Here is a 25,388-nt window from a genome sequence, read left to right on the forward strand (position 1 = left end):
TTAACCCGATTCCCACCGAAAACCATCATGCAACGAGAAAAAGAATTGCAAAACTGGCTGCGGCAGCGCTATCCCGAACAAGACTTCACGCTCGCCTTTGCCGCTGCCGACGCCGACTTCCGCCGTTACTTCCGCGCCACCTTTGGCGACGGCCGCACCGTGGTCTGCATGGATGCCCCGCCCGACAAAATGAGCATCGAACCCTATCTGCAGGTGCGCGATATTTTCTCCACCGTCCATGTGCCGCAGGTCTTCCACCACGACACCGCGCAGGGCTTTGCCGCACTGGAAGACTTCGGCCGCGTGCCTTATCTGGCCGCCCTCGAACACGATACCCGGCCGGAAATGCACCAACTGCTGCTGCTCGACGCCGTAGATACGCTGGTGGAACTGCAAAAATCCAGCCGGCCCGACGTTTTGCCCGTGTATGACGAAGCCGTGTTCCGGCGTGAAATGCAGCTGTTTCCCGACTGGTTTATGGCCAAAGAGCTGGGGCGCAACATGAACTTCAAGCAGAAACAGCTCTGGCAACAAGGCTTGGCCGCCCTGCTGCCCGTGCTCAATGCCCAAGCGCAGGTGTTCGTACACCGCGACTTCATCGTGCGCAACCTGATGCTCACCCAAGGCCGGCCGGGCGTGCTCGACTTCCAAGACGCACTCTACGGCCCGATCAGCTACGATTTGGTTTCTCTGCTGCGCGACGCCTTTATCGAATGGGAAGAAGAATTCGTGATCGACATCGCCGTGCGCTATTGGGAAAAAGCCCGCGCCGCCGGCCTGCCGGTACCCGCCGAATTCGACGTTTTCTACCGCGATTTCGAATGGATGGGCGTACAGCGCCACCTCAAAGTGGCCGGCATCTTCGCCCGCCTGTGGCACCGCGACGGCAAAGATAAATACCGCCCAGAAATCCCGCGCTTCCTCAACTACCTGCGCCGCACCACCCGCCGCTACGCGGCCTTAGCGCCGTTCTATGAACTGCTGCTCGAGCTGGTGGGTGACGAAGAACTGCAAACCGGCTATACCTTCTAAATCATTGCATATACAAAAACAGGCTGAGACCTTTGCAAAACCTCCAGATGTGGATGCAGTTCAAGGCGTAGCAGCGCAGCGAGCGTGAACGCTAGAATCCCCGTGGGACAGACATATCATGAAGATAGGCAAGCGAGCGAGCAGTACCCATAGGGCATAAACGTACAACGCAGAAATGCGCCGCAGATGGGGGTTTTGCAAAGGTCTCAGGCTACCTGAAAACGAGCGGCGCAAGTTTGTGCGCCGCTCGTTTTCAGGTAGCCTGTTGCGGTTGGGCGGTTTGCCCTCCATCATCAGAAAACCTTTTCCACACTCACAAACCAAGCACTGTGCCGCCGGGAAAACAAAGCCGAAATATTGCTGTCGGTGCGGCGATATTGGTAGTTGAGCTGTGGCGTCAATCCTCGCCAGGCCAATTTTGGCGACCACACAGACACCCCGGCCTGATATTCGCGGTCGCGCCGCCGCTCGTTTACCGCCCAGCGTCCGAAAAGGTGTAGGCGGTAATTTTCGTCAAAACGTCGCCAGCCGTAGCGTATGTGACTACGCACGCCCAGCCAGGCGGTACGGTATGTCCCGCCCGCGCTCAAGCCGCCGCGCCAAGACGATTCCGAGTCATCCGCCACTCGATCGCGCGACACATCCACGCCGGCAAATGCCGCGCCATCGGGCGAGAACACCCGCGAAAACGTGGCCGACAAGGCATGGTTGAAACCGCCGTAAACGGCTTCGGTGCGGGCGGCCGAATAATGTTTGCGCGTATGGGTGGCGCGCAGCGACCAACGGTGGCCGCCGGCAAAGCGGCGTTCATACTCCGCCCGCACGCCGTATTGCCTGCCGTAGGCATGGCCGCCCAACAAGTTAAAACGGTAAAACGGCACCAGGCTCCAGCTGTGCGCAATGCCGTGGTTCAGGTAGCCCGCTTCTACACCGTAGCTTTGCTCGCTGTAGGCGGTGTTGTCCCAATAGCGGATGCCGCCGGCATCACCGGCCAAGCGCAGATAGTGGCGGCCGGCCACATTACGCTCCTGCTCGGCTTGGGCAAAATAACGCACACCGTGCGCCGCCTTGGGGCGGCTGTCTTCACTCAATGTAAAGCGGATACCGCCCAAAAGCGGCTGCGCCTCTCCGGCGGCCTGATTGACATTATCGGTTTGCTCGTAGCTCACGCCCGCCGAAAACCGCCAATCCTGCATGCGCTCGCCTGCTTGAATATATGCCCGCGCGGCTTCGGTCAGCGGCTCGGGCAAAGCCGGCTGCACTTCTTGCAGCACCGCCTTGCTTTCCTGCAAACGGCGGTCTTCAAGCAACAAAATGCCCAATTCCAGCTTAGGCACGGCCAAATGCGGGCTGTCTGCCAGCAATTCGCGATATAGCGCTGCCGCCGCTTCATGTTGTTGCTGCGAACGCAGCCACGCGCCTTGTGCATAACGCAACACGTCTCGGTTATGCCCCTGCACGGCGGCATAGCGGGCCAACAAATCGCCCAGAACTGCCCATTGCCGCGTTTGCATGGCTTGGGCAATCGCTGCTTCCAAAGTGGCCGGCGTTTCTACCGTGTTCAGCGCAGGCAACAAAGGCGCCGTTTCTTCCGGCCCGGTTTCCGGCCACGTTTGAGGCCAAACGCGCTCAAAAACCACCGGCTCGGCCGGCGGCAATAAAGGCTGCGCCTGTACCGCCGGCATCAGAGCCAGACAATACGCCGCCGCCAGCTTGTGTGTTTGCATTCCTTTCCTTTCATCCGCCTAGGCAGCAATTGAACTGGTCTATCTAAACCGCAGAAAAGGCTACCTGAAAAGTTTTCAGGTAGCCTTTCCGCGCAATCAGAGTCTGTTTATTGCTGGCGGCCGCCGAAGATGATGTTGTGGTTATCATGCATGAAAATGTAACCGCCCACTTCCTCGGCTTTCGGGCCGGACAGCTCGGCAGTATATTGTCCGCTGCCGCCGCCCACTTTGCGTGCCGACCCGTAACCAAGCACCCGAAAATCGGTGGCATTAAATTTGGCTGACTCCAACACTACCTCGCCGTATGTCAAGCCGCTGATGCGGCCGCTGCCGGTTTTATTGCCCAAGTTCAAGCTGTAGTGGAAGCGGCCTTGGCTGTTCAAATCCGCTGCCATGCCTTCGTATTTCAACACGCCGTTATTGCCCAAGCTGCGCCACTCTTCAGGCGTGGTGGGTCGCCCGTCAGAGCCGGCGTGAATCTCGTTGACTGGTCTGCCCCCTTTGTTGGTAATGTGGTATATCTCGGTAATGGAATACGGCATATTGATGATGCGTGAAGTTTCCGACCACACGGTTTGGCCGTCTACCGTTTCTTTGGTGATCACATCATACAACGCCACCGGCTCATCCTGCCGCCCGTTGAGCAGGCGATCTTGCAAGGGAATCACTGTTCCCACTTTCGGTCTGTAATCGGGCAGTTTTTGGCCGTTCACCGTGAAGCTGATTACTGTGCGTTTTGCCTCAGCAAGCGAACGGCCGGTGTTTTGCATCCAATCTTTATACCATTCATCCACATCTTGCTGCGTTAAAGGATCACCGACTTTTTCTCGAATCACCGCGGCTCGCTGCGCCTGAGGCACAAACGACAAGGAAGTGCGGTAGCCTCCGGTCTGATTGCCGCCATTCGAGCCGCTGTTGCCCGATAGGCTGCCGTCCACCGAAACACCGCCGCCCGAACCGCTGCTGCCGCAAGCCGACAAGCCCAAGACGGCTAGTGCCGCCAACACAACTGTTTTTTTCTGCATGATGTCCCTCCCAAAACCAATCAAACGATATTTAAAGATGCCGCACGGCAAACAGACTGCCAAGCGGCACGGGGGATGATATAGTGATTGGGGAAGGTCGGCAAGAAATCAAAAAAGTTATCTGAATTCACAGCCAACAGGCTACCTGAAAACGAGCGACGCGAGTTTGTGCGCCGCTCGTTTTCAGGTAGCCTGTTGGCTATTGCCAGCCTTACATAAAATTCAACACCGGCCAGCCGCGTTTGGCGGCGGTTTCGGCAATCACCGCATCGGGGTTGACCGCCACCGGATCGCTCACCAATTCCAAGAGCGGTAAATCGTTGCGCGAGTCGCTGTAAAAATAGCTTTTGCCGTAGTCGGCCAGCGTTTCGCCGCGTGCGGCCAACCATTCGTGCAGGCGGGTGATTTTGCCTTCTTTGAAGCTGGGGGTGCCAACATAGCCGCCGGTGTAATTGCCCTGTTCGTCGGTTGCCAGGCTGACGCCGATCACTTCGGTGATGCCGAACTCGCGGGCGATGGGGGTGATGATGAATTCGTTGGTGGCGGAAATCATCAGCAGTACGTCGCCGGCGTCTTGGTGGCTCTTCACCAGCATTCTCGCCAGCGGGCTGATGTTGGGCAGGATGAATTCGGCCATGAATTCGCGGTGCATGGCATCCAACTCGCTGCGGCTGAAACGGCTGAGCGGTTCCAGCTGGAAAGCGAGAAATTCGTCGATGTCGAGGCGGCCTTGCAGATAATCTTGGTAGAACTTTTCGTTTTTCATATCGACAAAAGCTTGGTCCACCAGGCCTTTTTTCATCAGGTAGCGCGGCCATTCGTTGTCGGAGTCGCAATTGATGAGGGTGTGGTCGAGGTCGAAAATGGCGAGGTTCACGGGGTATCCTGTTGTTGCAGCAATTGTTTGAGCAGGGCTAAGGTGATGGTGCGCTGGCGGGTGACGGCGTAGTGGTCGAGCGCGTCCAAAAGGCGCAGCAGGCTGTCGATGTCGCGCCGCCAGTGGTTGAGCAGGTAGCGGAAAATATCGGGCGAGATATGCAGCTGGCGGGCTTGTGCGGCTTGGATTAAGGCGTGGATTTTTTCTTCGTCGCTCAGCGGCCGGATTTCGTACACCAGACAATAGCCCATGCGGGTGCGCAAATCTTCGCGCACCGCCAAAGCGGCCGGGGCACACGAAGCGCTGAGCAGCAACGCGCCTTGGCCGCTTTGGCGAATGCGGTTGAACGCGTTGAACAAGACGGCTTTCCCGGCTTCATCCAAGCACTCCACCTGATCCACCGCCAAACGCTCCGCCTGTGCCTTGTCTTCGGTGAGCGCCTGCCCGGCCGCATCCACATAACAGGCCGTCTTACCCTGTTCTCCGGCCTGTGCCGTCCAAGCCTGTAGCAGATGGCTTTTGCCGGAACCGGCTTCGCCCCACAGATACACAAACGGCGCCTGCCCGGCCTGCAAAACGTGCAGCAGCTCGGCATTGGCTTGGCCGAGAAAGGCATCGAAAGCCGGCTCAGAGGGCGGTGGAAAATCAAGCAGCAGTTGGTTCACGAAAAGCAGATCAAATGAAAATAATGAATGAGGAGCAGCAAAAGGCTACCTGAAAGCAAAAGAGGCTTTCAGGTAGCCCGACTGCGTTAATGGCTGCGGATGCGGTGCAACACTTCTTCGCGCCCGATCAGGGACAACACTTCATCCACCGACGGCGTTTTGGCGGTGCCGCACACGGCCAAACGCAAGGGCATGCCGAGTTTGCCCATTTTGATGCCTTCGTCGTCGCAGAAGGGCTTGAACAGGGCGTGGATGCTTTCGGCATTCCATTCGGGCAGGGCTTCGAGCCGCTCGGCAAAGCGCCGCATGCGGCCGGCGGCTTCGTCATCCCAGTACTTCTGCACATCGGCTTCGGCAGGCGTGGCTTTGCGGTAGAAATAAAGGCATTCGTCGGCCAGCGTGTTGAGGTCTTGGGCGCGGTCTTTGACCAAAGCGAGCACGTCTTCCAACGGCGGGCGGGCGGTGTCGTGGACATTGCGCACCGCCAAACGGGGCTGCACCAGCTCGGCCAGTTTGCGGTTGTCGGCGGCTTTGATGTGCTCGCCGTTGATCCAATACAGTTTTTTCTCGTCCATGCGGCTGGCGGAGGCGGACACGTTTTTCAGGTCGAACCATTCCACAAACTGTTGCATGGTGAAGAATTCGTCGTCGCCGTGCGCCCAACCCAAACGGGCCAGATAATTGAGCAGGGCTTCGGGCAGAATGCCCATTTGGTCGAACTCGGTAATCGCCACCGTGTCGCCGCTGCGCTTGGAGATTTTGCGGCCCTGCTCGTTCAGAATCATCGGCAGGTGAGCATATTGCGGCAATTCGGCGCCGATGGCTTTTAAGATATTGATTTGCTTGGGCGTGTTGTTCACATGATCATCGCCGCGGATCACATGGGTGATGCCCATGTCCCAATCGTCCACCACCACGCAGAAATTATAGGTGGGGGTGCCGTCGGCACGGGCGATGATGAGGTCGTCCAAGGTATTGTTGGGGATGCTGATTTCGCCTTTTACCAAGTCGTGCCAGGCGGTCACCCCTTCGGTGGGCGTTTTAAAGCGCACCACGGGTTCGCGGCCGGCCGGAATCTCGGGCAGGGTTTTGCCCGGTTCGGGCCGCCAGCGGCGGTCGTAAGTGGCCGTGCCTTCGCGCTGCGCCTGTTCGCGCATGGCTTCGAGTTCCTCTTTGCTGCAGTAGCAATAATAGGCGTGGCCTTGTTCGAGCAGGCGGGCGATGACCTGTTTGTAGCGGTCGAAACGGCGGGTTTGATACACCACGTCTCCGGCGTTGTCGTAGTCCAAACCCACCCATTGCATGCCGTCCATGATGATGTTGACCGATTCGGCGGTGGAGCGTTCCAAATCGGTGTCTTCAATGCGCAGCAGGAACTCGCCTTTGTGGTGGCGGGCGAAGGCCCAGGAGTAGAGGGCGGTGCGCACGCCGCCGATGTGCAGGTAGCCGGTGGGGCTGGGGGCAAAACGGGTTTTGATGGTCATGGTGTTCTCAAAATCATGCTTGGATGGCCGTAAAGGCCGCTATTGTAACGGATTCGGCGGCCAACGGTGAATGCAAACCGCTGGTGTTCTGCGGCCTGTTACCAGTTATCGCAGATAACGCAAATCAGGCTACCTGAAAGCCGTTTCAGGTAGCCTTATATATTCGCCCCCTGTAAGGGGTTGTAAATCTAACGGTATCTTTGGTTAGCATCCATCATCTTTTCATAAGGCTGATACAGCTCCTTGCACTGGTAAACCTGCCAAGTGAAAGGGGCTTTTTTATGAATCGTGAATATCCGTGCATCGTGCAAAAGCGTGATGGTAGTTTTCTGATTGTTCTGATTTGTCTGTCTGATAACCGTTGTGCGGTTATTCAAAATATTGATATTGCCTTGTCGCTAGAACAGGCGAAGTCCTGTTTATTGGGCAGTTTTTATGCCAATCAGTTGCAGGTACCTTTTTATGATGAGGTGCAGTCATGACCGCACCCGCCATGCCGATTGTCCGCCAGTATCCCTGCGTTCTGCTGAATAACCAGTATTGCCCACTGTTCCGTGAAACGGTTGTTTCCCTGTCTATCTGTCTCTCTCCCGATCACTCAACCATTATCGATATGGCCGCCATCCCTTCGGACGGTCTCAAAGTTTCGCCCGTTTTCCGATTGTCCGCTATTACCCACGCTGAAAAGCTGGGTGTGTCTCTGTATATCGAAGAGGTGGTTTGATGTCTGCCAAGTCTTTTGCTCCTTCTCCCATTGCTGCCGATATTCAGGGCATGGTTGCGCCGCAGGATGCCTCGTGCGTGCTGGAGGCGGTTAGCGGCTCTGCCGCAGACGCCGCAAGCGCGCCGAAGGCACCCCCCGCTAGTAACACGGGGGGACTGGAAGAAGGGGCGGCTGCTCCGGTTGAAGCCATCAGCGAAATGTACAGCACTTTCGTAATGGTCAACGGCAAGGCCAAAGAAATCCCGCTTCGTCGCGGCATCGGTACGGCGGCTTTCATCGATACCCTCAGTTTCACGGTTTCCGAATCCGTTTTCATCCGTGAAGGGCAGCTTGGCACCGAAGATGAACTGGCCGCTACCATTTCCGCCGATATGGCCGAAATTATGGGCTACGGTTTGTCATTTCAGAAAAACGGCATGAACGGTTATGCCGTCTCGTGGCAAATGGGCAGTGAGCGCATCAATTACGGTTATGCCGCATTCGGCGGTAAGCGTCAAAAAGAAACCGTGCTGCTTCATTTTACCGGTCATGGTTTGGCCGCAGCATTAGACGGCTGGGAAACCCGTTTGTACCAGTGGATGAAGGAACGTGCGCCCTACGCCAAAATTACCCGCGTCGATTTATCCCATGATTTTTTGAACGGTGAATATACCGTCAATCAAGCTTATCAGGATTGGCAAAACGGTGGCTTTACTGCCGTTCATACCACACCGCAAGGCCAGTGCATCGGTGCCGATTGGCTGCAACCGCATTTGAACAAGGGCAAAACCTTTGTGGTCGGCAGCATGAAAAACGGCTCCCGCATTTGTGTGATCTACGAAAAAGGCAAAGAGCAGGGCGATTCTGAAAGCCCGTGGGTACGTGTCGAATTCCGTATGCGGAATCGGGATATTGTGATTGATCATGAAGTGCTGATTAACCCCGGTGAATATCTGACCGGTGCCTATCCCGTATTCCATGAGCTTTTCCGCCGTTATGAAGAAACCCCCGAAAAGTGCGAACTGGTAAAAAAGCAGCAGGAAATTGGTCTTGAGCATGTTGTCAAATATGCTTCGATTCAGTGCAGCCCTGCCATCCAGCTATTGAAGCACCTCGGTTTCAGCAATGACGAAGTGGTTGATGCCTTATTGAACCCTGCGGCCAAACTGCCGAAGCGTCTGACCCCTGAAGCCTTTGATTGCCGCTTTCTCGAAGCGCGTGATCGTTTCTTCCATCTGCACCAGCGCCTGCCACTGAGTGAAATGGAAATCATCGAATCCCTCGGCTTAAGCATTGAGCCGCGTCCAGAATCCCGCATGCAGCACCGCAGTATGCAGGATTACCTGCTCGAAAGACAGCGTCAACAATTAACCGCCCAATTCGGCCAAGTTCAAGACGACAGCCATTACCGCCGTCGCACCTATGAAGAATGGGCATATGACCGCTACGCCGTCCCCATGAGCATTTTAAATCCTGACTTTACCAGCCAATGAAAGGAAACATCATGAAAGTGCTTGTTAAAAAAGTGAAATGGAATAAAGGCCAAACCGAAAACGGCCAATCTTACGACTATACCCGCATTGCCGTTGAAATCCCCGTATTCAGCGGCTCGGCCAATGAATTCGGCTTCGACACCCTCGAATGTGAATTTGGTGATGAAGCCGCGCATAAGGAATTGCTGCAATACAAGGGCAAGCTGCCTTTGGAAGCGGAATTGGAAATTATGCCGGTTAAGAAAGGCAACAAAACCCTGCATCAGGTAATGAGCTTCAAACCGGTAGGCAAACCTGAAAGCAAATAATGTCCGTTTCTGCGGCTCCCGGGCGGCGGTCGCAAAAATCCTTTCACAAGCCGCCCATCCCTCTCTAAGAAAGGAAGAGAAATGAAAATGTCCATCCCCATGCTGATCAGTACCTTCTTCGCCTGCCTGATTCTGTTCGTGGCATCGCTTTGGTACTTCTTCGGTTGATGCTTTCGGGTATCGGCTGCGCCCGAAAAATCCCACCCTAGCAGCTTTTTTGTAATCAACGAAAGGAAACATCATGAAACGCATGAATCAAATTGTGCGCTACGGCGCAAAAGTCAAACAAGCCGCACCGGCTGCCCTCGGACTGGGCTCGCTGCTGGCTGTCTCTTCCGTGGCTGCGGCCAATCCAAGCTCAGGCGGTTTTGATGCCGCCGCCATCGGCGCCCAAGTCGCCAGCGTCATCATGGGCTTTGTTGCCATGGTGTCTGCCGTCGGCATGGCTGCCATTACCGTCATTCTCGCCATCCAAGGCTTCAAGATGGCTTGGAGCATGATTAAAGGCGTCAAATAAACAATAGGGGGAAGCATGGGCTATCGTGTCGGCATTCAATGCCTGGGTTCGCAAAGCGAAGCAGACGATCTGATTCTGTCCGCCGCTTCCCCTGCCATTTCCGCAGACGGGCAGCTTGTGCGGCCACAGAGACAAACAGACGGCTGGAGACCTTTGCAAAACCCCCAGATGTGGATGCAGTTCAAGGCGTAGCAGCGCAGCGAACGCAGACATATCATAGAGATAGGCAAGTGAGCGAGCAGCGCACAACGCAGAAATGCGCCGCAGATGGGGGTTTTGCAAAGGTCTCGGCTGGTATCTCAACGGCCAAAAAATCACCCTGTCGCATCCGCCCTGCGATCCGATGCAACAATTTTCAGAAGGGGCGCAGATCGGTACAGCGTTCGTTATCCTGATGGCCGTGGTATTCGGCTTCCGGCTCGTGTTGAATTTTGTGAAAAGTCTCGGTAGTCCGCAAGGGGTGGAATGATGATTGATTTCTGGTGGTTGCTCGGCTTCGCTGCCGTGGTGTTCTCTGGCTTGGTGCTGAAGCCTTGATGTGGTACATTCCTAACGTTATTTAACAATGTTAGGATTCGAAGATGTTTATCAAGATTGAGTCATTGAGCGATATTGCTTCTCGTAAGCAATATTTTGGGAAAAATTTAGCGGAAGTCTTTATTTCTCATTGGGTTGAGAATTTTGATTCAGAAAAATTTCTAGATAATGTTGCTTATTATCTGAATCGTTATGTGAATGGTAAATACTATGTATTCTTTCCGGATAACTCTTATTTCATTTGCTCCCACGATTCGCAAGGTTTTCATTTTAAGATGGCTTGTATTATTGAGCCTTCTGATTTTTCTGCTATTTTTTATGCAGACGGCTTTCCCCCAAGTGAGCACGATTCCGAAAACGTCAACAGCTAATGTTAATGTGAATGGGAAAAATGTTTCTGTAACATATCGTACTGCAACTCAAAGTGTTAATACCTATGTTAATGGGTCTAATACCTATGTTCGTACAGAAAAAATATCTATTATTGACGGGAATTATCGCCGTTTATCAGGAAATGTTCCTGCTACTGTTACTCGTTCTGCTAGGGCGGCGGCTGTTGCCAGAAATCTTTTGGGCAAGCTCCGCTACGCCCGCTTCACGCCTCAGGGTCTTGTTGGCTCTTTGATCCTGGGTCAAATCCTCGATAGCCTGATTGAGCAGGGCTATGAATATGATCCCGTATCAAATAATTTAATATCACCCGGTATTTCCTGTATGTCCTCTTATGGTGTCTGTATTCAGAACGGGATGTACGTGATGTCTGAATCTAATATGATTGCTGGCCCGAAATTTGTCCAAAAATCCGATATTGAAAATTATTTTTGTCCAAGAGTTAAACGATCTCATTTTGCCGCAAATCAATATCTTGGTGATGTTGTAAGTTGTAAGTACGATCAACTTAATTATGTCTTATTTGTCGATTTTCAGGATTTAAGATCCCCTAATAAAGTTATTCATCGAGGTATGACCTATTCTACGGGTGGCGGTGCTCCTATGACCGATGCAGGATTTCAGCGTTTCCTTGAGCCCATCGCCGCCCAAAACCCCGAAGCCGTCCTGCAAGCCGCCGATCTGTCCGATAGCGATTGGTCCGCGCCCAAAGTCCACGTCCTGCCCGGCACTATCGTTAACAGTCAGCCCTTCACTGACTCGCAAGATGGCAAAGCCAAGCAAGCCCGCTGGGAATTCTACGACTGTGAAAAAGGTCAAAGCTGCGTCCGCGAAACCCTGACCGACCGCCCCGATCTCCAGCCTAACAGTCCCGCCGCCCCTGCTCCTGACAATCCGCCGGCCACCGGCACCGACACCGCCCCCGGTGGTGGCGATAGTGCCGGAAACAATGCCGGCAGCGGCAGCCAGTCCGGCAATCAGGGCGAACAGGAGAAAGATGACCTCTGCCGGAAATACCCCCACGTCATGGCCTGCGACGAACAGCCTGAGCCGATGGACGCCGGCGATTTGAGCCTGCCGCAAAAAACCGTCCGGATTGATTTCCAGCCTGAGAACCGTTTCCCCACAGACGGCCAATGCCCCGCCCCGGTCAACTTTCAGATTGACATCATGGGTGCCAGCAAAACCTTCGCTTGGGAGTTCACCCAAGCCTGCGAAGTGGCCTCCCGCCTGCGGTATCTGATTATTGCCCTTGCGTGGGTAGTAGCCGGTTTTTTCTGTATCCGTACCGTTTCCAGTTCTATTTGAGGGGTAGGCTATGAAATTTCTCGCTGCGTTATTGCCTATGCTGCTGTCTGTAGCCGGGCGCATCTTTACCGCCTTGGGATTGACCGCCATTACCTATGTCGGTTTGGATGTTGTCGTGAACCGCTTCAAGGATGAAATATTCAATGCCGTCAGCGGAGCGCCGCAAGCGGTCTTGCAATTCTTTTATCTGAGCGGCGGCGGGGTCGTGCTGAATATATTTTTCGGCGCATTGGCTTTCATCCTGACCTTCAAAAGTATGACCAAGCTCGGCACCAGTCTGGGGAAGGGGAAATAAATGGCAGAAGTGGTATTGATCACCGGTACGCCCGGTTCCGGTAAAACGCTGAAACTCGTTTCCATGATGGCAAAAGACCCGATGTTTCAGCCGGATGAAAACGGCATCAGCCGCAAAGTGTTCACCAACATCAAAGGGCTGAAACTGTCGCATATTCCGGTATCGTCGAAACTGAAAGAACAATCAGCGTCCACCGATGAAAAACTGTCGTTCCATGATGTTTACGACTGGATAGAGAAACCGGAAAACCACGGCAGCATTTTAATCATTGACGAAGCGCAAGATGTTTGGCCTGCCCGCAGTCCGGGCGCCAAAGTGCCGCCTAATGTCGAGTGGTTGAATACCCACCGCCATCTTGGCGTTGATATTTTTGTGCTGACCCAAAATCCGAAATATCTTGATTTGAATCTTCGCGGCTTGGTCAAAAAGCATTGGCACATTGCCGCAAACAAGCTTGGTATGCGTACCCTGCTTGAATGGAAATACTGCGCCAATAACCCAATCACGCAAGCCAAAGACGCTTTTGCCAGTATTTACAAATTGGATGATTCGGTTTATGACCTTTACGACTCTGCCGAAGTTCACACCGAAAACAAAACCAAGCGCAGCAAATGGGTGTACGTCTTGCCGCTGGCCTTGGTATTGGCCCCCATATTCTTGTTTGTCTCGTACAAAATGCTGAAGCAAAACTACAGCGCTGATAGGGAAGTTCCCGGCTTAGAACAGGCCGCTTCCGATCCTGCCGCTGCCGGTGTACCGGATACTGTAGGCAGCTATGCCAACGGCGGCAATCTCACGCCGGAAATGTTTGTACCCACCTTGGCCGAAAAACCCGAATCCAAGCCCATTTATAACGGCGTCCGTCAAGTGAAGGCATTTGAGCGGGTGGCAGCCTGCATAGACGGCGGCAAAAGCGGCTGCGCCTGCTATACCGACCAGGCAACCAAAATCAGGGAAATTCCCGAAGCCCTGTGCCGTGAATATGCCCATGAAGGCTTGCCGTTTGATCCGTATCGGGAACAGCGGCAAACGGCCGATAGCCGCCCTGCCGAAGCGCCGCCGGAAGAACGGCCGCAGATACTGGCCTTAGACGGGCAGCCGCGTCAGAATATTGCGTATAGCAACGATGCGCCGGTATTGGCTCAGTGATACAGTCAATCGCCGCACCACGCCTGCATGTAGCCTTGTATAAGCAATTACGAAAGATTGGCGGGTGCGGCATCCCTTTGCCGCGAATCATAACGGTATCTTTGGCCTTTGAGCCATCATATAAGGATTGGAGAATAGAAAGAGTGGAGAAACTGCTTGCTGTGGGTCTTGATGTGTCCAAACTGACCATAGACGCCTGTTTCGGCGGGCGGGATATTATCCAAGTAAAGAATAATCCGTCCGGTATAGAAACATTGATTGAGCGTATCCGCGAATACGAAAAACAAAGCTACTGCATTCATGCCTGCTGTGAGTACACGGGCAATTATTATTTGGCCTTGGCCAATGCCCTATTTGAGCAAGGTATTAAGATTAGCGTGGTTAACCCGCTGAGCATCAAACTGTATGCCGATTACAATCTGCGCCGCACCAAAACAGATAAGCAAGATGCTCGCCTGATTGCTCTCTACTGCCAAAAAGAAAGCCCGCCTGCTTGGCGGCCATTGCCGGTATCGCGGGCAAACCTAAAGAATCTGAACCGCCGCATTGATCAGTTGCTGGTATTGCTGAATGCCGAACAAAACCGCCATCAGGTGGCCGATGAGCGTGTGAAGCCCAGCATTGAACGCATGATGGGGGCGATTCAATCGGAAATAGAGAATTGCCGCGCTGAGCTGCAAAGCGTGATTGAGTCCGATGCCGGATTGCACCAACAGCAAAAACTACTGACCGGCATTGTCGGGGTGGGCAAAACAACAGCGGCTTGGCTGTTGTCGGTGCTGGTGGATATGGATAAATTTGCCTCGGCCAAGAAGCTGATCAGCTATCTCGGTCTGTCTCCGATTATCAAACAGTCGGGGACAAGTGTTAAGGCGCATAAGCTGTCCAAGATGGGCGATAAATCGGTTAGAAAAGCCCTATATCCTGCCGCACGCGCTGCCTGCCTGAACAGCAAGCTGTGGCGGCCTTGGTTTGAAGCCAAAATCAAGCAGGGCAAGCATCCGAAGCAGGTCTATGTGTTGATGATGGTGAAAATCGTCAAGTATGCTTACGCCATTCTCAAAAGCGGCCAACCCTTCGACAAACGCATTCATTCTGCTGCCTAGCGGTTGCAAAGTGCGCAGCAGTTTGCGGCCGATAGGTAGCCACCAACCGGAGGGCGGTAGTGGTTCGGCTTGTGCTCGGCCGCAGGGTTTAAGATATGTAAACGGCAGGTTGTTGGCCAATGCTTGAAAGGTTAAATTATGTAAGTAATGTTAGATTTAGCTTGTCACCGAATACGGTATCTGTTGATTTTTCATGCGGCTGTTTGCTTAACTTTGCACGCAACGCAGCAACCATTCCTGCCGCTGTTGCGGCGTGAGCACTTGGAACATGGCGTGTTGCGCCCGCAGGCTTTCGATTTCGCGCTGCATCTGCAAAGCGTATTTGCCGTTCACATAATGGCGGGCTAAGTTTTCATCGAAGGTGGGGGCGGTCAGCACTGCCCGCGGGCCGCCTGCTGCGTACTGGCGCGCACTGCGCATCTGCATTAGCAAGGCTTCGGAGCGGTGGCGGTAGTCGGCACGCAAACGGCGCAGTTGATCCTGCTGTTCGGCGCTTAAAGACAATTGGCGGATGTCGCAGCCTTGCCCGTTTGCATAAGCAAGCGCGCTGCCGGACAATAAGGCAGCGCAAAGCAGTATTCGGGCGTAAAAGGCGGTGGAACGCATGGGCATAGAGCGGTCTATAATGCCCGGCAAGCAGGCGGTGAAAATTGGCCGCCAGTATACAAAGCAGCGCGTGAAACAGGGTATACTTATAGTAAGCTTATGTAAATTCAGCCTACCTGCCGCATTTTGAATTTATTTGTATTTATTAAAAAACACCCTGCTGTTTTGCTTAAATTTTTGTAAAAGGTTGATTATGACTGACTACCGCATCGCCCCCAGTATTTTATCGGCAGACTTCGCCCGCTTAGGGGAAGAAGTCCGCCAAGTGGCCGCCGCCGGCGCCGACTGGATTCATTTCGACGTAATGGACAACCATTACGTCCCCAATCTCACTTTCGGGCCGATGGTGTGCGCCGCCTTGCGCCCGCATACCCAGCTGCCGATTGATGTGCACCTGATGGTGGAGCCGGTGGACGACATGATCAAAGCCTTTGCTCAAGCCGGCGCCGACATCATTACCTTTCATCCCGAGGCCAGCCGCCACATCGACCGCAGCCTCGGCTTAATTAAAGAACTCGGCTGCCAAGCCGGCTTGGTGCTGAATCCGGCCACCCCGGTGTATGTGTTGGAAAATGTGCTGGACAAGGTGGACATGGTGTTGTTGATGTCGGTGAATCCCGGTTTCGGCGGCCAGAAATTTATTCCGCAAACCCTCACCAAAATCCGCCAAGTCCGTTCGCTCACCGACCTCTACGAAAACGAAACCGGTCGCCGCATCCGCATCGAAGTAGACGGCGGCATCAAGGCCGACAATATCGCCGAAGTGGCCGCTGCCGGTGCCGATACCTTTGTGGCCGGCTCCGCCATTTTCGGCAAGCCCGATTATGCGGCGGAAATCCAAGCCATGCGCCGGGCTTTGGCCGGCGGCTGATAATTCAGCCTATTTTCTTTTACCGTAAACGAACAGGCTACCTGAAAAACTTTTCAGGTAGCCTGTTCGTTTAGCGGCTTATACCAAAAATGTTTTGATGTCGATGCCTTTTTCCACGGCTTCCACAATCCATTTCGGGCGTTTGCCGATGCCGCCCCAAGTGGCGCCGGTTTCCGGATTTTTATAACAGGCTGAGCCGGTTTTTTTACGGCCGCCTTTTTCCAAATCGGCCACGGTGATGCCGAAGGCATTCATCATCGATAAAATTTCGTTGATTTTCTTTTTGCGGTCGGCTGTGATTTTGCGTTGGATTTGGGCTTCCAATTCCTTTTTCTGCTGCATCAGGGTTTCCAAAGAAACATTTTCTTGATTGCTCATCATCTTTCCTTTATCTGCCAAAACGGTTATCTGCGATGCTGCGTATTATAAAGCAATTTCTCAGAGTGCCAACCGTTTCATTCAACAGCTTCATTCGATATAAGCGGAATGCGGAGGTTTATTGACCGCATTCCGCGCCCGCGTTTCATTTTTTTACATCGGCCGTTTACAGATCATGGCAATAAAAGCGCGATACCGTTTCACCGTTGCGTGACACCGTTACGCGGCCGGTGTAATCCTCCGGCGCCTCATCGGAATAACACCCGCCGTCGCTCACTTGATAACGGTAAGGGCCACTGCGGAAGGTCCATACCCGGTGGGCACACACCCCGCTTCCTTCCGCACGCTGCACGCCGCCGCGCAAGCGCAAAGCCGGGCGGCTGCGCGAGCCGCCATCCGGCCAGGCGGTGTAGTGCAGCGTGTTGCCGCTGCGGCTGACAAGCACATGGATATCCGAATTGTGGCAAATAAACAGATCCTTCGCCTGCGCAGTGGCAGCCACGCCGATTAAGGCACACATTAACACAAACGCTTTCATCACGCCCTCCTGTTTAAAACGGCAGGTTTAACGGTTTTGTTTGGCCGCCCATTCTGCCGGTGTGGCGGCTGTGCTGATTGACAAAGCATGTAGCTCATTGCTGGCCAGTTTGTCGGCCAATCCGTCTTTAATTAGACGGTGGCGCGCCAAACGCGCTTTGCCTTCGAAAGCCGAAGAAACAATATGGGCGAAAAAGTGGTGGCCGTCGCCTTCCACTTCCAAGTGTTCGCACGGCACAACGGCTTGAATCATGGCTTGTACTTGTTCGGGACTGAGCATGGTCTGCATCCTTTTATTGGCGGGTTAATTGGAAACCGCTTTATTGTAAAGGCTACCTGAAAGCAGGGTAAACCTATTTTTCAGACGTCTTCGCCGCACATTGGCTTTGCTTTACCGCCAAAGCTATAATCGGCAGCAATTCAAACTTCCCCATAGGTGTCTGCCATGTCCTCCTCCCTGCCCGTGATTGCCGCCATTGCCACCGCGCCCGGCCGCGGCGGCGTCGGCGTGGTGCGCCTGTCGGGCAAAGACCTGCTGCCGCTGGCGCAAACCCTGAGCGGCGGCAAAACGCCGACACCGCGCATGGCGGTCTATACCGATTTCTACGATGCACAAGGAGACGCCATCGACAACGGTTTGCTGCTGTATTTTGCTGCCTCGGCCAGCTTCACCGGCGAAGACGTCATCGAATTGCAGGGGCACGGCGGGCCGGTGGTGATGCAGATGCTGCTGCAACGCTGCCTACAGCTCGGTGCCCGCCTGGCCGAACCGGGCGAATTCACCAAGCGCGCTTTCCTCAATAACAAGCTGGACTTGGCCCAAGCCGAAAGCGTGGCCGACCTCATCGACGCCTCCAGCCAATCGGCCGCCCGCATGGCGCTGCGTTCCTTGAAAGGCGCGTTTTCCGATCACATCCGCCGCCTGGTGGACGACCTGATTACCCTGCGCATGCTGGTGGAGGCCACTTTAGACTTCCCCGAAGAAGAAATCGACTTTCTCGAAGCCGCCGACGCCAAAGGCAAACTGGCCGCGCTGCAAACCCAGTTGGCCGCCGTACTGCAACAGGCGCAGCAGGGTGCCATTTTGCGCGAAGGCATGAACGTGGTGCTGGTGGGCGCGCCGAACGTGGGCAAATCCAGCCTGCTCAACGCCCTGGCCGGCGACGACATCGCCATCGTAACCGACATCGCCGGCACCACCCGCGACACCGTACGCGAACAGATCACGCTGGACGGCGTGCCGGTGCACATTATCGATACCGCCGGCCTGCGCGAAACCGACGACGTGGTGGAGCAGATCGGCATCCAGCGCAGCCAGAAGGCGGTGCAGGAAGCCGATGTGGCGTTGATCCTGATCGACCCGCAGGAAGGCATCAACCCCACTACCCGTGCCATTCTCGACAGGCTACCTGAAAGCCTGAAACGCATCGAAATCCACAATAAAATCGATTTGCGCGGCACCGAACCCGGTGCGGGCCGTTCAGGTAGTCTCAGCGGCGCCGACACGGTGATCCGCCTTTCCGCCAAAACCGGCGCCGGTCTCGACCTGCTCAAACAAGCCCTGCTTGACGAAATCGGCTGGCAGGGCGAAAGCGAAAGCCTGTTTCTCGCCCGCAGCCGCCACCTGCATGCCCTGCATCAGGCGCAGGCAGAACTGGCGCTGGCCGCGCTGTGCGGCAACCATCAGCTCGAATTGTTGGCCGAACATCTGCGCTTGGCACAAGCCGCCTGCAATGAAATCACCGGCGAATTCACCGCCGACGACCTCTTGGGCGTGATCTTTTCCCGTTTCTGCATCGGCAAATAAAGGCTTGACCCGGACATTAGCCACAAAAAAGAGAGCTTTGCTTTCGGCTCTTTCCATTTCTCCCTAGCTTCTGACGATACGTCTTAATCGATATTGAGATGGACAAAATTGGCGTTGATTTTTTTCGCAATATTGGTGACAGGCTGCGCTGTCCGCTCAGCCGTAAGCTAATCTGATTTTCGCGCGTTTTTTTCCGGCTTGCATGGCATTTGCCAGCAGATAAGATGAGTAGGGGAGCCGCCGATAATGGTGAAAATGAATAAAGAGAAACCGGCAAGCCATAGTTTGGCTTGCCGGTTTGGTTTGATGTCTGTTATTTGTGTGTGTTAGCCCAGATTGCGCTCGGCGTTTACCAAGGAGCGGCGGGCCAGTGCCAGATTGGCTTTGGATTTATCTAATACCGAGTAAAGAAACAGGCCTTCGTGGTTGGCCAGCGGGCGGATGAGATGGTATTGGGTGCCCAAGGTAATCAGAATGTCTTCGATGGTGTCTTTTAAACCCAGCATTTGCATGGTTTTCACTTTGGAACGCATCACTTCGGTATTGCCTGCGGCAGCAATTTCCAAATCGACAGAAGGGGTGCCGCCGCCGGCCAGCAGCATGCCGCTGGAATAATCTACCACGGCGGCGGCCAAAGCGCCGTCAACATTGAGCATCTCGGATACGGTTTTATCGTAGTTCATAACAATCTCCATTTCATTAAATTGATTGAAGCGGTCGGTTTCGCTCCTGTTCTTTTCCGTTCGGTAACGGATTTGGGCAACTGCTTGATGTGTGTTGCTCAGGCCGGGAATGCTTTGGCCGGATAACCAGCAGAATGCGCAGGGAGTATAAATTTAGCGCTTGCTTGAGTATAGTTTTTGTTTTGATGGAAACAAAATTTATGGCAAAAATACAAAAACCGGCCGTCTTTCTGACGACCGGTTGTGTCAAATCTGTTTATTTTGGAATGTTTAACCTAAGTTGCGCTCGGCATTAACCAATGAACGGCGTGCCAAAGCTAAGTTGGCTTTAGAGCGGTCCAGTACAGAGTACAGGAACAGGCCTTCGTGGTGCGCGAGCGGGCGCAACAGATGGTATTGGGTGCCCAAGGTGAGCAGGATGTCTTCGATGGTGTCTTTCAAACCCAGCATTTGCATGGTTTTTACTTTGGAACGCATCACTTCGGTGTTGCCCGCTGCAGCGATTTCCAAGTCGATGGCGGGGCTGCCGCCGCCGGCCAATAACATACCGCTTGAATAATCCACTACGGCGGCGGCTAAAGCGCCGTCTACATTCAACATTTCTGCTACGGTTTTATCGTAGTTCATGAGACAAATCTCCACAAGTTAAAAGAAAATATTTCATCCGCCGACATCAGAGCCGGCACTCGCGAACCCTAGATCGGGACATCCCTGCAAGTTGCATTTCCGAAAAGCGCTTGAGCCGAATTACCGGTTCGGCACAAGTTGCGAACAGCTCCCTTTGCTTTACGACTGCACAGTAAGTATATGCCTTTACAAGTGTAAAGTAAATGTAGGACATAAGACGCATGGCCGAAAAAGTGCAAAAATATTCTTTTTTGATGAAATTTAGAAAAAAGCAAACCGTACCAATCCAACTCGGTATGAGAAGGGCGTTTTCAGGTAGCCCGAGACCTTTGCAAAACCCCCATCTGCGGCGCATTTCTGCGTTGTGCGCTGCTCACTCGCTTGCCTATCTAGATGATATGTCTGCGCTCGCTGCGCTGCTACGCCTTGAACTGCATCCACATCTGGGGGTTTTGCAAAGGTCTCAGCCCACTGCTGACTGACCGGAAAGCATGACGTGTGGTGGCAGTTTCTTTAGGCTACCTGAAAAGTTAGAATCTGCTTGTTATTTGAAGGTTGTCAATTGAAGAAAGAGTTGGAAATGACGAAAGCAAAAAACATCCGTGCCGTGGCGTTTGATTTGGACGGTACTTTGGTAGATTCTATAGCCGATTTGGCAGCTGCGGCCAATGCGGTGCGCAGCAGCGAAAGTTTGCCGCTGTTGGATGATGCCACTTTGGCTTCTTTTGTGGGGGACGGCATCGGCGTGCTGGTGCACCGTACGCTGAGCGGGAATCGGGACGGTGTGGCAGACGAGGTGCAATGGCAGCGTGGTTTGGCGGTGTTTGTGGATTACTATTCGCGGCACCTGAGCGTATTCAGCCGGCCGTATGCCGGGGCGGTGACTACTTTGGGTTTGCTGAAAAGCCTGGGGCTGCCGCTGGCGGTGGTGACCAATAAAAGCGAAGTGCTGGCGGTGGCGTTGTTGCGCCAGTTGGGTTTGGCCGATGAATTCAGCCTGATTGTGGGCGGCGATACCTTGCCGGAGCGTAAACCGTCGGCACTGCCTTTGCTGCATACTGCCGAGGTGTTGGGGGTGTCGCCTCAGGAGTTGGTCATGGTGGGCGATTCGGCCAACGATGTTTTGGCGGCCAAGGCGGCAGGTTGTTTCAGCATCGGCGTGCGGCACGGTTATGCCGATATGGATACCTTGGCTGCCGATGAAGCCACACGGCCGGATTGGATCGCAAACGATTTGCCGGCAATCTACGATTATCTGGCCCCTGTTTTGAAAGCGGCCCGTGAAGCCGGTTAAGTCGCTGCGCGCCAGGGCGTTGGCTTATTTGTCTCGGCGGGAAATGTCGAAGGCCGAATTGAGGCGCAAGCTGTTGCCGTATGCCGAGGAAACGGAAGAGGTAGATGCCTTACTGCAGGAGTTGGCTGAGCGGCATTGGCAGTCGGACAGCCGTTATGCCGAGAGTTATGTGCACGGCAAAAGCAGTCGTTACGGCCGCTTGAGGCTGGCAAAAAGTTTGAGCCAACAGGGTGTGGATGAGGAAACCATTGCGGCGGTGTTGCCGGAACCCGATGCGGAGCGGCAGACGGCCTGCGAAGTGTTGCGCAAAAAATGCAAAGTGCCGCCGACCACACCGCAAGAATATGCTCGTGCCCAGCGCTTTTTGGCCTACCGCGGTTTCTCCGGCGAGCACATCCGCTATGCCTTGCAGCATGCCTGGAGTGAAGAGGACAGGGAATAGGCCGCTCCGGCGGCTTGGGTCAGGCTACCTGAAAGCTGTCTGGCGGATAGTTGGTCGGGCTTTCAGGTAGCCTGCGTCGTTTGACCTGATGGGCACGTTTCGTTAGGCGCGAAGCCACCACCAGATGAGTAAGACCAGAAGTGTAGCCAGCAGGTTCGCCAACCAGACTTTTCGCCAACGGGCGGCAGTTGGTCTTTGGCGGGCGGTTTTGCGGAGGCGGACATAAAAAAACGGGCTGAGCAGCATGGATACTGCCAGCAGTAAGGTGAGGCCGGCATAATAGATTTTTTCGATGGACATGGCGCAATGTGGTGTCGGAACGCTTGGGATTATAAGCCATGCAAGATAGGGGATGTTTGATGGGGTGTGCGTAACAAACGATCGTTAAGAATGTTTGAGAATAATTCTTGATTTTGCCGGCAAGGTTTCATATAATGTTATATTATAACAATCAAAAGTGAGATTGATCATGAAACCCGGCATCCACCCTGAAAATTACCGTACCGTGTTGTTTTACGACAGCAGTGCCAATGAAGGTTGGTTGATTCGTTCTTGTGCGCCCACTACCCAAACCATGCAATGGACGGACGGGCAGGAGTATCCTGTTTTTATGCTGGATACTTCGTCGGCCTCACATCCGGTTTATACCGGTCGCCAGCGCGAACACAGCAAACAAGGCCGAGCCAGCGTGTTTACCCAGCGTTACGGCAATATGATGAATGCCTTGAAAAAGGATAAATGATGCAAGTACTGTCTTCTTTGAAATCGGCCAAAAAACGTCATCGCGACTGCCAGATTGTGCGGCGTAAAGGCAAAGTGTATGTTATTTGCAAAAGCAATCCGCGGTTTAAGGCGCGGCAACGCTGACACTGCTTAAATCTCTATGGCAAGAGGCTACCTGAAGGTTTCAGGTAGCCTTCATTATTGCGCTCTCGGTAAAAGTGCGTGTTTTTTATTTATGAATTATCAAGTTCTCTCATTGTATTGTGAGTGTAACCGCTGCGGCGGTAAGCGGTTTATGGTACATTTCCGCTTTATTTCATCCATAACGATCAATCTAGGAACACGATGCGCTCTTTACACGAACTCACTGCCGACGAACGTGCGTCCATCGTCCGCACTTTGGCGGACGAATGGCAGGAAATGGAAGTATTGGTGACCGAGTCCGAAATCACGCCTTATGAGTGCGACGCCATGTCGGCTTTGCGCGTGCGGCCGTTGATTGTGGTGTTGCCGGAAACCGAAGCCCAAGTGCAAAAAGTATTGCGCACCTGTTTCCGCTTGAATATTCCCGTTGTGCCGCGCGGCGCAGGCACCGGTTTGGCCGGTAGCGCGTTACCGCAGGAGAACGGCGTGTTACTGGTGATGACCAAGTTCAACCGCATTCTGGAAGTGAACCAAGCCGCGCGTACCGCCACGGTGCAGCCGGGCGTGCGCAATTTGGCCATTTCCGAGGCCGCCGCCCGTTACAAACTTTATTATGCGCCCGATCCTTCCAGCCAAATCGCCTGCTCCATCGGTGGCAATGTGAACGAAAATTCTGGCGGCGTACATTGTTTGAAATACGGCCTGACCGTAAATAATGTACTGAAAGTTCGGGCGATTACGATTAGCGGCGAAGTGGTGGAATTCGGCAGCCACGCTTTGGACGCACCCGGCTTGGATTTGCTGACCGTATTTATCGGCAGCGAAGGCATGTTTGCCGTGGTAACCGAAGTGGTGGTGAAGCTGATTCCCACCCCGCAGCTTGCGCAAGTGGTGATGGCCAGCTTTGACGATATGGGTAAGGCCGGTAATGCGGTGGCCGATGTGATTGCAGCGGGCATCATTCCCGCCGGTTTGGAAATGATGGACGGCCCCTGCACTCGAGCGGTGGACAGCTACCTGAATATCGGCTACGACACCCATGCCGAAGCCATTTTGCTGTGCGAGGCCGACGGCACGCCGGAAGAAGTGGCGGAAGAAATCGGCCGCATGAAAGAAGTATTGGAGAAAAGCGGCGCCATCCGTTTGCAAGTGTCCCGCAACGAAATTGAACGTTTGGCTTTTTGGTCGGGCCGAAAAAATGCGTTTCCGGCTGCAGCACAGTTGAATGCCGATTATTACTGCATGGACGGTACCATTCCGCGCCGTCACATCAGCCAAATGCTGGCATATATTGCCGCCCTTGAGCCGAAATACAATCTGCAATGTATCAATGTGTTCCATGCCGGCGACGGGAATATGCATCCGCTGATTCTGTTCAACAGTGCCAATGAAGGCGAATGGGAACGGGCCGAAGCATTCGGCGTCGAAATTCTCGAAGAATGCGTGCGCCTAGGTGGCACCATCACTGGCGAACACGGGGTGGGGATGGAAAAAATCAATCAGATGTGCGTTCAGTTCAATAATGCGGAACGCGAGGCATTTTGGGGCGTCAAATATGCGTTTGACCCCAGCGGTTTGCTGAATGCGGACAAAAATATTCCCACCAAAAACCGTTGCGCAGAATATGGCAAATTGCATGTGAAAAACGGACAAATGCCGTTTCCGGAGTTGGAGCGGTTTTAGGGTTTTGCAGGAGTGATGATCTAAAAGACTCATGCCTCAGAAAAATACGATGGGATGATTTTTCTGAGGCATTTGTATAGATATTTTAGTTTAAATGTATTTTTTAGAAAACATATGCATTTAGCGATTGTTTTGTTGGCTGGCTGATACCTTATGATTCCATTTTCTGTTTTGATGTCTCTTTATATTCGGGAAGAGGCTGAGTTTTTACAGCAGTGCCTGCAAAGTTTGCTTCGGCAAACTATCCAGGCAAATGAAATCGTGTTGGTATTTGATGGACCAATTACAGCTGAGTTACAACACGTTGTTGAGACGTATCAATCCAAACTACCTATTAAAGTTATTCCTTTGCCTCAAAATGTCGGCTTAGGAAAAGCATTAAATGAAGGTTTGAAGCATTGCAGCCATGATTGGGTGTTTCGTATGGACACCGACGATATTTGTGTACCTAATCGGTTTGAGCGGAAGGTAAAATTTATACAAAAAAATCAATGTGTTGCTATTTTGGGTGGCTCAATCCTTGAGTTTAATCAAAAACCATATGATTTAAATGTAGTAAAGAATGTACCTGAGACACATCAGGAAGTTCTTGAATACTCTAAACGAAGATGTCCATTTAACCATATGACTGTAGCCTACCGAAGAGATGTGATTACGTCCTTAGGAGGCTACCAGCATCATTTGTTTATGGAAGATTATAATTTATGGCTGCGTGTTATCGGTGTTGGTTATCAAGTAGCCAATATTCCAGATATTTTAGTGTACGCCCGTATTGGTAATGGAATGCATCAGCGGCGTCGCGGATGGCAGTACATTAAAAGTGAGAAGCAGCTGCTAGACTTGAAATTGAAATTAAAAATTCAATCTCCTTTATCTGCTTATATTCTATTTTTAGTTCGTGCAGGTATACGAATAATGCCAAGTACTTTATTAGTCAAATTTTATTCTATTTTCCTGAGAACAACTAAATGAAATTA

Annotated in this window: 33 protein-coding genes and 2 pseudogenes; 21 read left to right on the plus strand and 14 right to left on the minus strand. The window is 53.2% G+C overall.

Translation table 11 applies throughout. The features are described 5' to 3' along the window. Positions 1 to 27 precede the first annotated feature (27 nt). On the plus strand, positions 28 to 1,032 hold the full coding sequence (gene amgK / locus H3L94_RS02085; protein ID WP_182122465.1) for an N-acetylmuramate/N-acetylglucosamine kinase AmgK: 1,005 nt from the start codon (positions 28 to 30) through the stop codon (positions 1,030 to 1,032). Here amgK and H3L94_RS12940 read toward each other — a convergent pair. The 6 genes and pseudogenes from H3L94_RS12940 to gltX all read right to left on the minus strand — a co-directional run bounded on the left by H3L94_RS12940 (position 1,029) and on the right by gltX (position 6,810). Next, positions 1,029 to 1,233 (minus strand): annotated as a pseudogene (locus H3L94_RS12940) (ATP-dependent exonuclease). The gene amgK and the pseudogene H3L94_RS12940 sit on opposite strands and share 4 nt — an antisense overlap. Positions 1,234 to 1,325: 92 nt before the next feature. Continuing rightward, positions 1,326 to 2,759 (minus strand): surface lipoprotein assembly modifier, encoded by a 1,434-nt coding sequence (locus tag H3L94_RS02090; RefSeq protein ID WP_182122466.1) that lies wholly within the window; start codon positions 2,757 to 2,759, stop codon positions 1,326 to 1,328. Between the two features lie 107 nt (positions 2,760 to 2,866). Continuing rightward, positions 2,867 to 3,784, minus strand: a complete 918-nt coding sequence (locus H3L94_RS02095) for a factor H binding protein domain-containing protein (protein ID WP_182122467.1) — start codon at positions 3,782 to 3,784, stop codon at positions 2,867 to 2,869. A 211-nt stretch (positions 3,785 to 3,995) separates the two neighbouring features. Further along, positions 3,996 to 4,661 carry a histidinol-phosphatase gene (locus H3L94_RS02100; protein WP_182122468.1) on the minus strand — a complete coding sequence of 222 codons (666 nt, stop codon included), beginning with the start codon at positions 4,659 to 4,661 and terminating at the stop codon, positions 3,996 to 3,998. Continuing rightward, entirely contained in the window at positions 4,658 to 5,326 is a 669-nt protein-coding gene (hda, locus tag H3L94_RS02105; RefSeq protein WP_182122469.1) for a DnaA regulatory inactivator Hda, read from the minus strand. Before hda ends, H3L94_RS02100 begins: the two co-directional genes overlap by 4 nt. An 86-nt stretch (positions 5,327 to 5,412) precedes the next feature. Continuing rightward, complete coding sequence (gene gltX / locus H3L94_RS02110; RefSeq protein ID WP_182122470.1) at positions 5,413 to 6,810, minus strand: glutamate--tRNA ligase; 1,398 nt, start codon at positions 6,808 to 6,810, stop codon at positions 5,413 to 5,415. Between the two features lie 281 nt (positions 6,811 to 7,091). On the opposite strand from gltX, the gene H3L94_RS02115 reads away from it, so the two are divergent. The 5 genes from H3L94_RS02115 to H3L94_RS02135 all read left to right on the plus strand — a co-directional run bounded on the left by H3L94_RS02115 (position 7,092) and on the right by H3L94_RS02135 (position 9,831). Next, a complete protein-coding gene (locus tag H3L94_RS02115; RefSeq protein ID WP_182122471.1) occupies positions 7,092 to 7,292 on the plus strand; it encodes a hypothetical protein in 201 nt (66 codons plus the stop codon). Further along, entirely contained in the window at positions 7,289 to 7,534 is a 246-nt protein-coding gene (locus H3L94_RS02120) for a hypothetical protein (RefSeq protein WP_182122472.1), read from the plus strand. The genes H3L94_RS02115 and H3L94_RS02120 overlap by 4 nt, the downstream gene beginning before the upstream one ends. Further along, a complete protein-coding gene (locus tag H3L94_RS02125; protein WP_182122473.1) occupies positions 7,534 to 9,006 on the plus strand; it encodes a replication initiation factor domain-containing protein in 1,473 nt (490 codons plus the stop codon). Before H3L94_RS02120 ends, H3L94_RS02125 begins: the two co-directional genes overlap by 1 nt. Positions 9,007 to 9,017: 11 nt before the next feature. Continuing rightward, positions 9,018 to 9,314, plus strand: a complete 297-nt coding sequence (locus tag H3L94_RS02130) for a hypothetical protein (protein WP_182122474.1) — start codon at positions 9,018 to 9,020, stop codon at positions 9,312 to 9,314. A gap of 250 nt (positions 9,315 to 9,564) precedes the next feature. After that, entirely contained in the window at positions 9,565 to 9,831 is a 267-nt protein-coding gene (locus H3L94_RS02135; protein ID WP_425325935.1) for a hypothetical protein, read from the plus strand. Positions 9,832 to 9,972: 141 nt separating this feature from the next. On the opposite strand, the pseudogene H3L94_RS12830 reads toward H3L94_RS02135, so the two are convergent. Beyond that, a pseudogene (locus tag H3L94_RS12830) lies at positions 9,973 to 10,113 on the minus strand (lipoprotein signal peptidase); the annotation flags it as partial. Here H3L94_RS12830 and H3L94_RS02140 point away from each other — a divergent pair. The 6 genes from H3L94_RS02140 to H3L94_RS02165 all read left to right on the plus strand — a co-directional run bounded on the left by H3L94_RS02140 (position 10,088) and on the right by H3L94_RS02165 (position 14,616). Beyond that, positions 10,088 to 10,300: a hypothetical protein gene (locus tag H3L94_RS02140; RefSeq protein ID WP_182122475.1), complete on the plus strand. Its 213-nt coding sequence runs from the start codon at positions 10,088 to 10,090 to the stop codon at positions 10,298 to 10,300. The pseudogene H3L94_RS12830 and the gene H3L94_RS02140 sit on opposite strands and share 26 nt — an antisense overlap. 112 nt (positions 10,301 to 10,412) lie before the next feature. After that, on the plus strand, positions 10,413 to 10,739 hold the full coding sequence (locus tag H3L94_RS02145; protein ID WP_182122476.1) for a hypothetical protein: 327 nt from the start codon (positions 10,413 to 10,415) through the stop codon (positions 10,737 to 10,739). Next, the gene (locus tag H3L94_RS02150) at positions 10,708 to 12,066 is read left to right on the plus strand and encodes an IgG-binding virulence factor TspB family protein (protein WP_182122477.1); all 1,359 of its coding nucleotides are present in this window, start codon (positions 10,708 to 10,710) and stop codon (positions 12,064 to 12,066) included. The genes H3L94_RS02145 and H3L94_RS02150 overlap by 32 nt, the downstream gene beginning before the upstream one ends. A 10-nt stretch (positions 12,067 to 12,076) precedes the next feature. Next, positions 12,077 to 12,361 (plus strand): DUF2523 domain-containing protein, encoded by a 285-nt coding sequence (locus H3L94_RS02155; RefSeq protein WP_182122478.1) that lies wholly within the window; start codon positions 12,077 to 12,079, stop codon positions 12,359 to 12,361. Continuing rightward, the gene (locus H3L94_RS02160) at positions 12,362 to 13,510 is read left to right on the plus strand and encodes a zonular occludens toxin family protein (RefSeq protein ID WP_182122479.1); all 1,149 of its coding nucleotides are present in this window, start codon (positions 12,362 to 12,364) and stop codon (positions 13,508 to 13,510) included. A gap of 35 nt (positions 13,511 to 13,545) precedes the next feature. Beyond that, positions 13,546 to 14,616, plus strand: a complete 1,071-nt coding sequence (locus H3L94_RS02165) for an IS110 family RNA-guided transposase (RefSeq protein WP_244958803.1) — start codon at positions 13,546 to 13,548, stop codon at positions 14,614 to 14,616. Between the two features lie 207 nt (positions 14,617 to 14,823). Here the strand turns inward: H3L94_RS02165 and H3L94_RS02170 are convergent, their stop codons facing one another. Further along, positions 14,824 to 15,228: a Spy/CpxP family protein refolding chaperone gene (locus H3L94_RS02170; protein ID WP_156787011.1), complete on the minus strand. Its 405-nt coding sequence runs from the start codon at positions 15,226 to 15,228 to the stop codon at positions 14,824 to 14,826. A gap of 187 nt (positions 15,229 to 15,415) precedes the next feature. Between H3L94_RS02170 and rpe the strand changes: the two genes are divergently transcribed. Then, a complete protein-coding gene (rpe, locus tag H3L94_RS02175; protein ID WP_182122480.1) occupies positions 15,416 to 16,093 on the plus strand; it encodes a ribulose-phosphate 3-epimerase in 678 nt (225 codons plus the stop codon). 78 nt (positions 16,094 to 16,171) lie between these two features. Here the strand turns inward: rpe and H3L94_RS02180 are convergent, their stop codons facing one another. The 3 genes from H3L94_RS02180 to H3L94_RS02190 all read right to left on the minus strand — a co-directional run bounded on the left by H3L94_RS02180 (position 16,172) and on the right by H3L94_RS02190 (position 17,288). Beyond that, a complete protein-coding gene (locus H3L94_RS02180) occupies positions 16,172 to 16,471 on the minus strand; it encodes an H-NS histone family protein (RefSeq protein ID WP_182122481.1) in 300 nt (99 codons plus the stop codon). A 166-nt stretch (positions 16,472 to 16,637) separates the two neighbouring features. Further along, complete coding sequence (locus tag H3L94_RS02185; protein WP_182122482.1) at positions 16,638 to 17,009, minus strand: hypothetical protein; 372 nt, start codon at positions 17,007 to 17,009, stop codon at positions 16,638 to 16,640. A 27-nt stretch (positions 17,010 to 17,036) separates the two neighbouring features. Further along, a complete protein-coding gene (locus H3L94_RS02190) occupies positions 17,037 to 17,288 on the minus strand; it encodes a BolA family protein (RefSeq protein ID WP_040660372.1) in 252 nt (83 codons plus the stop codon). A 165-nt stretch (positions 17,289 to 17,453) separates the two neighbouring features. On the opposite strand from H3L94_RS02190, the gene mnmE reads away from it, so the two are divergent. Further along, entirely contained in the window at positions 17,454 to 18,815 is a 1,362-nt protein-coding gene (gene mnmE, locus H3L94_RS02195; protein WP_182122483.1) for a tRNA uridine-5-carboxymethylaminomethyl(34) synthesis GTPase MnmE, read from the plus strand. A 326-nt stretch (positions 18,816 to 19,141) separates the two neighbouring features. On the opposite strand, the gene H3L94_RS02200 is transcribed toward mnmE, so the two are convergent. After that, positions 19,142 to 19,498 (minus strand): hypothetical protein, encoded by a 357-nt coding sequence (locus tag H3L94_RS02200; RefSeq protein ID WP_040660417.1) that lies wholly within the window; start codon positions 19,496 to 19,498, stop codon positions 19,142 to 19,144. A 270-nt stretch (positions 19,499 to 19,768) separates the two neighbouring features. Continuing rightward, entirely contained in the window at positions 19,769 to 20,125 is a 357-nt protein-coding gene (locus tag H3L94_RS02205) for a hypothetical protein (protein WP_009119691.1), read from the minus strand. Positions 20,126 to 20,421: 296 nt separating this feature from the next. Between H3L94_RS02205 and H3L94_RS02210 the strand changes: the two genes are divergently transcribed. From H3L94_RS02210 to recX, 3 genes are all read left to right on the plus strand, one after another. Next, the gene (locus tag H3L94_RS02210; RefSeq protein ID WP_182123078.1) at positions 20,422 to 20,607 is read left to right on the plus strand and encodes a lipoprotein signal peptidase; all 186 of its coding nucleotides are present in this window, start codon (positions 20,422 to 20,424) and stop codon (positions 20,605 to 20,607) included. A 98-nt stretch (positions 20,608 to 20,705) separates the two neighbouring features. Next, positions 20,706 to 21,419, plus strand: a complete 714-nt coding sequence (locus H3L94_RS02215; RefSeq protein ID WP_182122484.1) for a phosphoglycolate phosphatase — start codon at positions 20,706 to 20,708, stop codon at positions 21,417 to 21,419. Then, positions 21,406 to 21,861 (plus strand): recombination regulator RecX, encoded by a 456-nt coding sequence (gene recX, locus H3L94_RS02220; RefSeq protein ID WP_182122485.1) that lies wholly within the window; start codon positions 21,406 to 21,408, stop codon positions 21,859 to 21,861. The genes H3L94_RS02215 and recX overlap by 14 nt, the downstream gene beginning before the upstream one ends. A gap of 102 nt (positions 21,862 to 21,963) precedes the next feature. On the opposite strand, the gene H3L94_RS02225 is transcribed toward recX, so the two are convergent. Next, the gene (locus H3L94_RS02225) at positions 21,964 to 22,161 is read right to left on the minus strand and encodes a hypothetical protein (protein ID WP_182122486.1); all 198 of its coding nucleotides are present in this window, start codon (positions 22,159 to 22,161) and stop codon (positions 21,964 to 21,966) included. A gap of 169 nt (positions 22,162 to 22,330) precedes the next feature. Here H3L94_RS02225 and H3L94_RS02230 point away from each other — a divergent pair, with 169 nt between their 5' ends. The 4 genes from H3L94_RS02230 (at position 22,331) to H3L94_RS02245 (ending at position 25,383) form a co-directional block, all read left to right on the plus strand. After that, positions 22,331 to 22,603 carry a type B 50S ribosomal protein L31 gene (locus H3L94_RS02230; protein WP_009118696.1) on the plus strand — a complete coding sequence of 91 codons (273 nt, stop codon included), beginning with the start codon at positions 22,331 to 22,333 and terminating at the stop codon, positions 22,601 to 22,603. Then, complete coding sequence (gene ykgO, locus H3L94_RS02235) at positions 22,603 to 22,728, plus strand: type B 50S ribosomal protein L36 (protein ID WP_004283474.1); 126 nt, start codon at positions 22,603 to 22,605, stop codon at positions 22,726 to 22,728. The genes H3L94_RS02230 and ykgO overlap by 1 nt, the downstream gene beginning before the upstream one ends. Positions 22,729 to 22,929: 201 nt before the next feature. Next, positions 22,930 to 24,411, plus strand: coding sequence for an FAD-linked oxidase C-terminal domain-containing protein (locus H3L94_RS02240; RefSeq protein WP_182122487.1), 1,482 nt, complete (start codon positions 22,930 to 22,932; stop codon positions 24,409 to 24,411). Positions 24,412 to 24,564: 153 nt separating this feature from the next. Beyond that, positions 24,565 to 25,383, plus strand: coding sequence for a glycosyltransferase family 2 protein (locus H3L94_RS02245; RefSeq protein WP_244958805.1), 819 nt, complete (start codon positions 24,565 to 24,567; stop codon positions 25,381 to 25,383). The last annotated feature ends 5 nt before the right edge of the window (positions 25,384 to 25,388 follow it).

The sequence above is a fragment of the Neisseria shayeganii genome (assembly GCF_014054965.1).
In the GTDB taxonomy this organism is placed as follows: domain Bacteria; phylum Pseudomonadota; class Gammaproteobacteria; order Burkholderiales; family Neisseriaceae; genus Eikenella; species Eikenella shayeganii.

Bases quoted from the DNA above. Each gene is read 5' to 3' on its own strand.
- amgK (WP_182122465.1), top strand. From the start codon at position 28: ATGCAACGAGAAAAAGAATTGCAAAACTGGCTGCGGCAGCGCTATCCC.
- H3L94_RS02090 (WP_182122466.1), bottom strand. From the start codon at position 2,759: ATGCAAACACACAAGCTGGCGGCGGCGTATTGTCTGGCTCTGATGCCG.
- H3L94_RS02095 (WP_182122467.1), bottom strand. From the start codon at position 3,784: ATGCAGAAAAAAACAGTTGTGTTGGCGGCACTAGCCGTCTTGGGCTTG.
- gltX (WP_182122470.1), bottom strand. From the start codon at position 6,810: ATGACCATCAAAACCCGTTTTGCCCCCAGCCCCACCGGCTACCTGCAC.
- H3L94_RS02115 (WP_182122471.1), top strand. From the start codon at position 7,092: ATGAATCGTGAATATCCGTGCATCGTGCAAAAGCGTGATGGTAGTTTT.
- H3L94_RS02120 (WP_182122472.1), top strand. From the start codon at position 7,289: ATGACCGCACCCGCCATGCCGATTGTCCGCCAGTATCCCTGCGTTCTG.
- H3L94_RS02125 (WP_182122473.1), top strand. From the start codon at position 7,534: ATGTCTGCCAAGTCTTTTGCTCCTTCTCCCATTGCTGCCGATATTCAG.
- H3L94_RS02130 (WP_182122474.1), top strand. From the start codon at position 9,018: ATGAAAGTGCTTGTTAAAAAAGTGAAATGGAATAAAGGCCAAACCGAA.
- H3L94_RS02135 (WP_425325935.1), top strand. From the start codon at position 9,565: ATGAATCAAATTGTGCGCTACGGCGCAAAAGTCAAACAAGCCGCACCG.
- H3L94_RS02140 (WP_182122475.1), top strand. From the start codon at position 10,088: ATGCGCCGCAGATGGGGGTTTTGCAAAGGTCTCGGCTGGTATCTCAAC.
- H3L94_RS02145 (WP_182122476.1), top strand. From the start codon at position 10,413: ATGTTTATCAAGATTGAGTCATTGAGCGATATTGCTTCTCGTAAGCAA.
- H3L94_RS02155 (WP_182122478.1), top strand. From the start codon at position 12,077: ATGAAATTTCTCGCTGCGTTATTGCCTATGCTGCTGTCTGTAGCCGGG.
- H3L94_RS02160 (WP_182122479.1), top strand. From the start codon at position 12,362: ATGGCAGAAGTGGTATTGATCACCGGTACGCCCGGTTCCGGTAAAACG.
- H3L94_RS02170 (WP_156787011.1), bottom strand. From the start codon at position 15,228: ATGCCCATGCGTTCCACCGCCTTTTACGCCCGAATACTGCTTTGCGCT.
- rpe (WP_182122480.1), top strand. From the start codon at position 15,416: ATGACTGACTACCGCATCGCCCCCAGTATTTTATCGGCAGACTTCGCC.
- H3L94_RS02180 (WP_182122481.1), bottom strand. From the start codon at position 16,471: ATGAGCAATCAAGAAAATGTTTCTTTGGAAACCCTGATGCAGCAGAAA.
- H3L94_RS02185 (WP_182122482.1), bottom strand. From the start codon at position 17,009: ATGAAAGCGTTTGTGTTAATGTGTGCCTTAATCGGCGTGGCTGCCACT.
- H3L94_RS02190 (WP_040660372.1), bottom strand. From the start codon at position 17,288: ATGCTCAGTCCCGAACAAGTACAAGCCATGATTCAAGCCGTTGTGCCG.
- mnmE (WP_182122483.1), top strand. From the start codon at position 17,454: ATGTCCTCCTCCCTGCCCGTGATTGCCGCCATTGCCACCGCGCCCGGC.
- H3L94_RS02200 (WP_040660417.1), bottom strand. From the start codon at position 19,498: ATGAACTACGATAAAACCGTATCCGAGATGCTCAATGTTGACGGCGCT.
- H3L94_RS02205 (WP_009119691.1), bottom strand. From the start codon at position 20,125: ATGAACTACGATAAAACCGTAGCAGAAATGTTGAATGTAGACGGCGCT.
- H3L94_RS02210 (WP_182123078.1), top strand. From the start codon at position 20,422: ATGAGAAGGGCGTTTTCAGGTAGCCCGAGACCTTTGCAAAACCCCCAT.
- H3L94_RS02215 (WP_182122484.1), top strand. From the start codon at position 20,706: ATGACGAAAGCAAAAAACATCCGTGCCGTGGCGTTTGATTTGGACGGT.
- H3L94_RS02225 (WP_182122486.1), bottom strand. From the start codon at position 22,161: ATGTCCATCGAAAAAATCTATTATGCCGGCCTCACCTTACTGCTGGCA.
- H3L94_RS02230 (WP_009118696.1), top strand. From the start codon at position 22,331: ATGAAACCCGGCATCCACCCTGAAAATTACCGTACCGTGTTGTTTTAC.
- ykgO (WP_004283474.1), top strand. From the start codon at position 22,603: ATGCAAGTACTGTCTTCTTTGAAATCGGCCAAAAAACGTCATCGCGAC.
- H3L94_RS02240 (WP_182122487.1), top strand. From the start codon at position 22,930: ATGCGCTCTTTACACGAACTCACTGCCGACGAACGTGCGTCCATCGTC.
- H3L94_RS02245 (WP_244958805.1), top strand. From the start codon at position 24,565: ATGATTCCATTTTCTGTTTTGATGTCTCTTTATATTCGGGAAGAGGCT.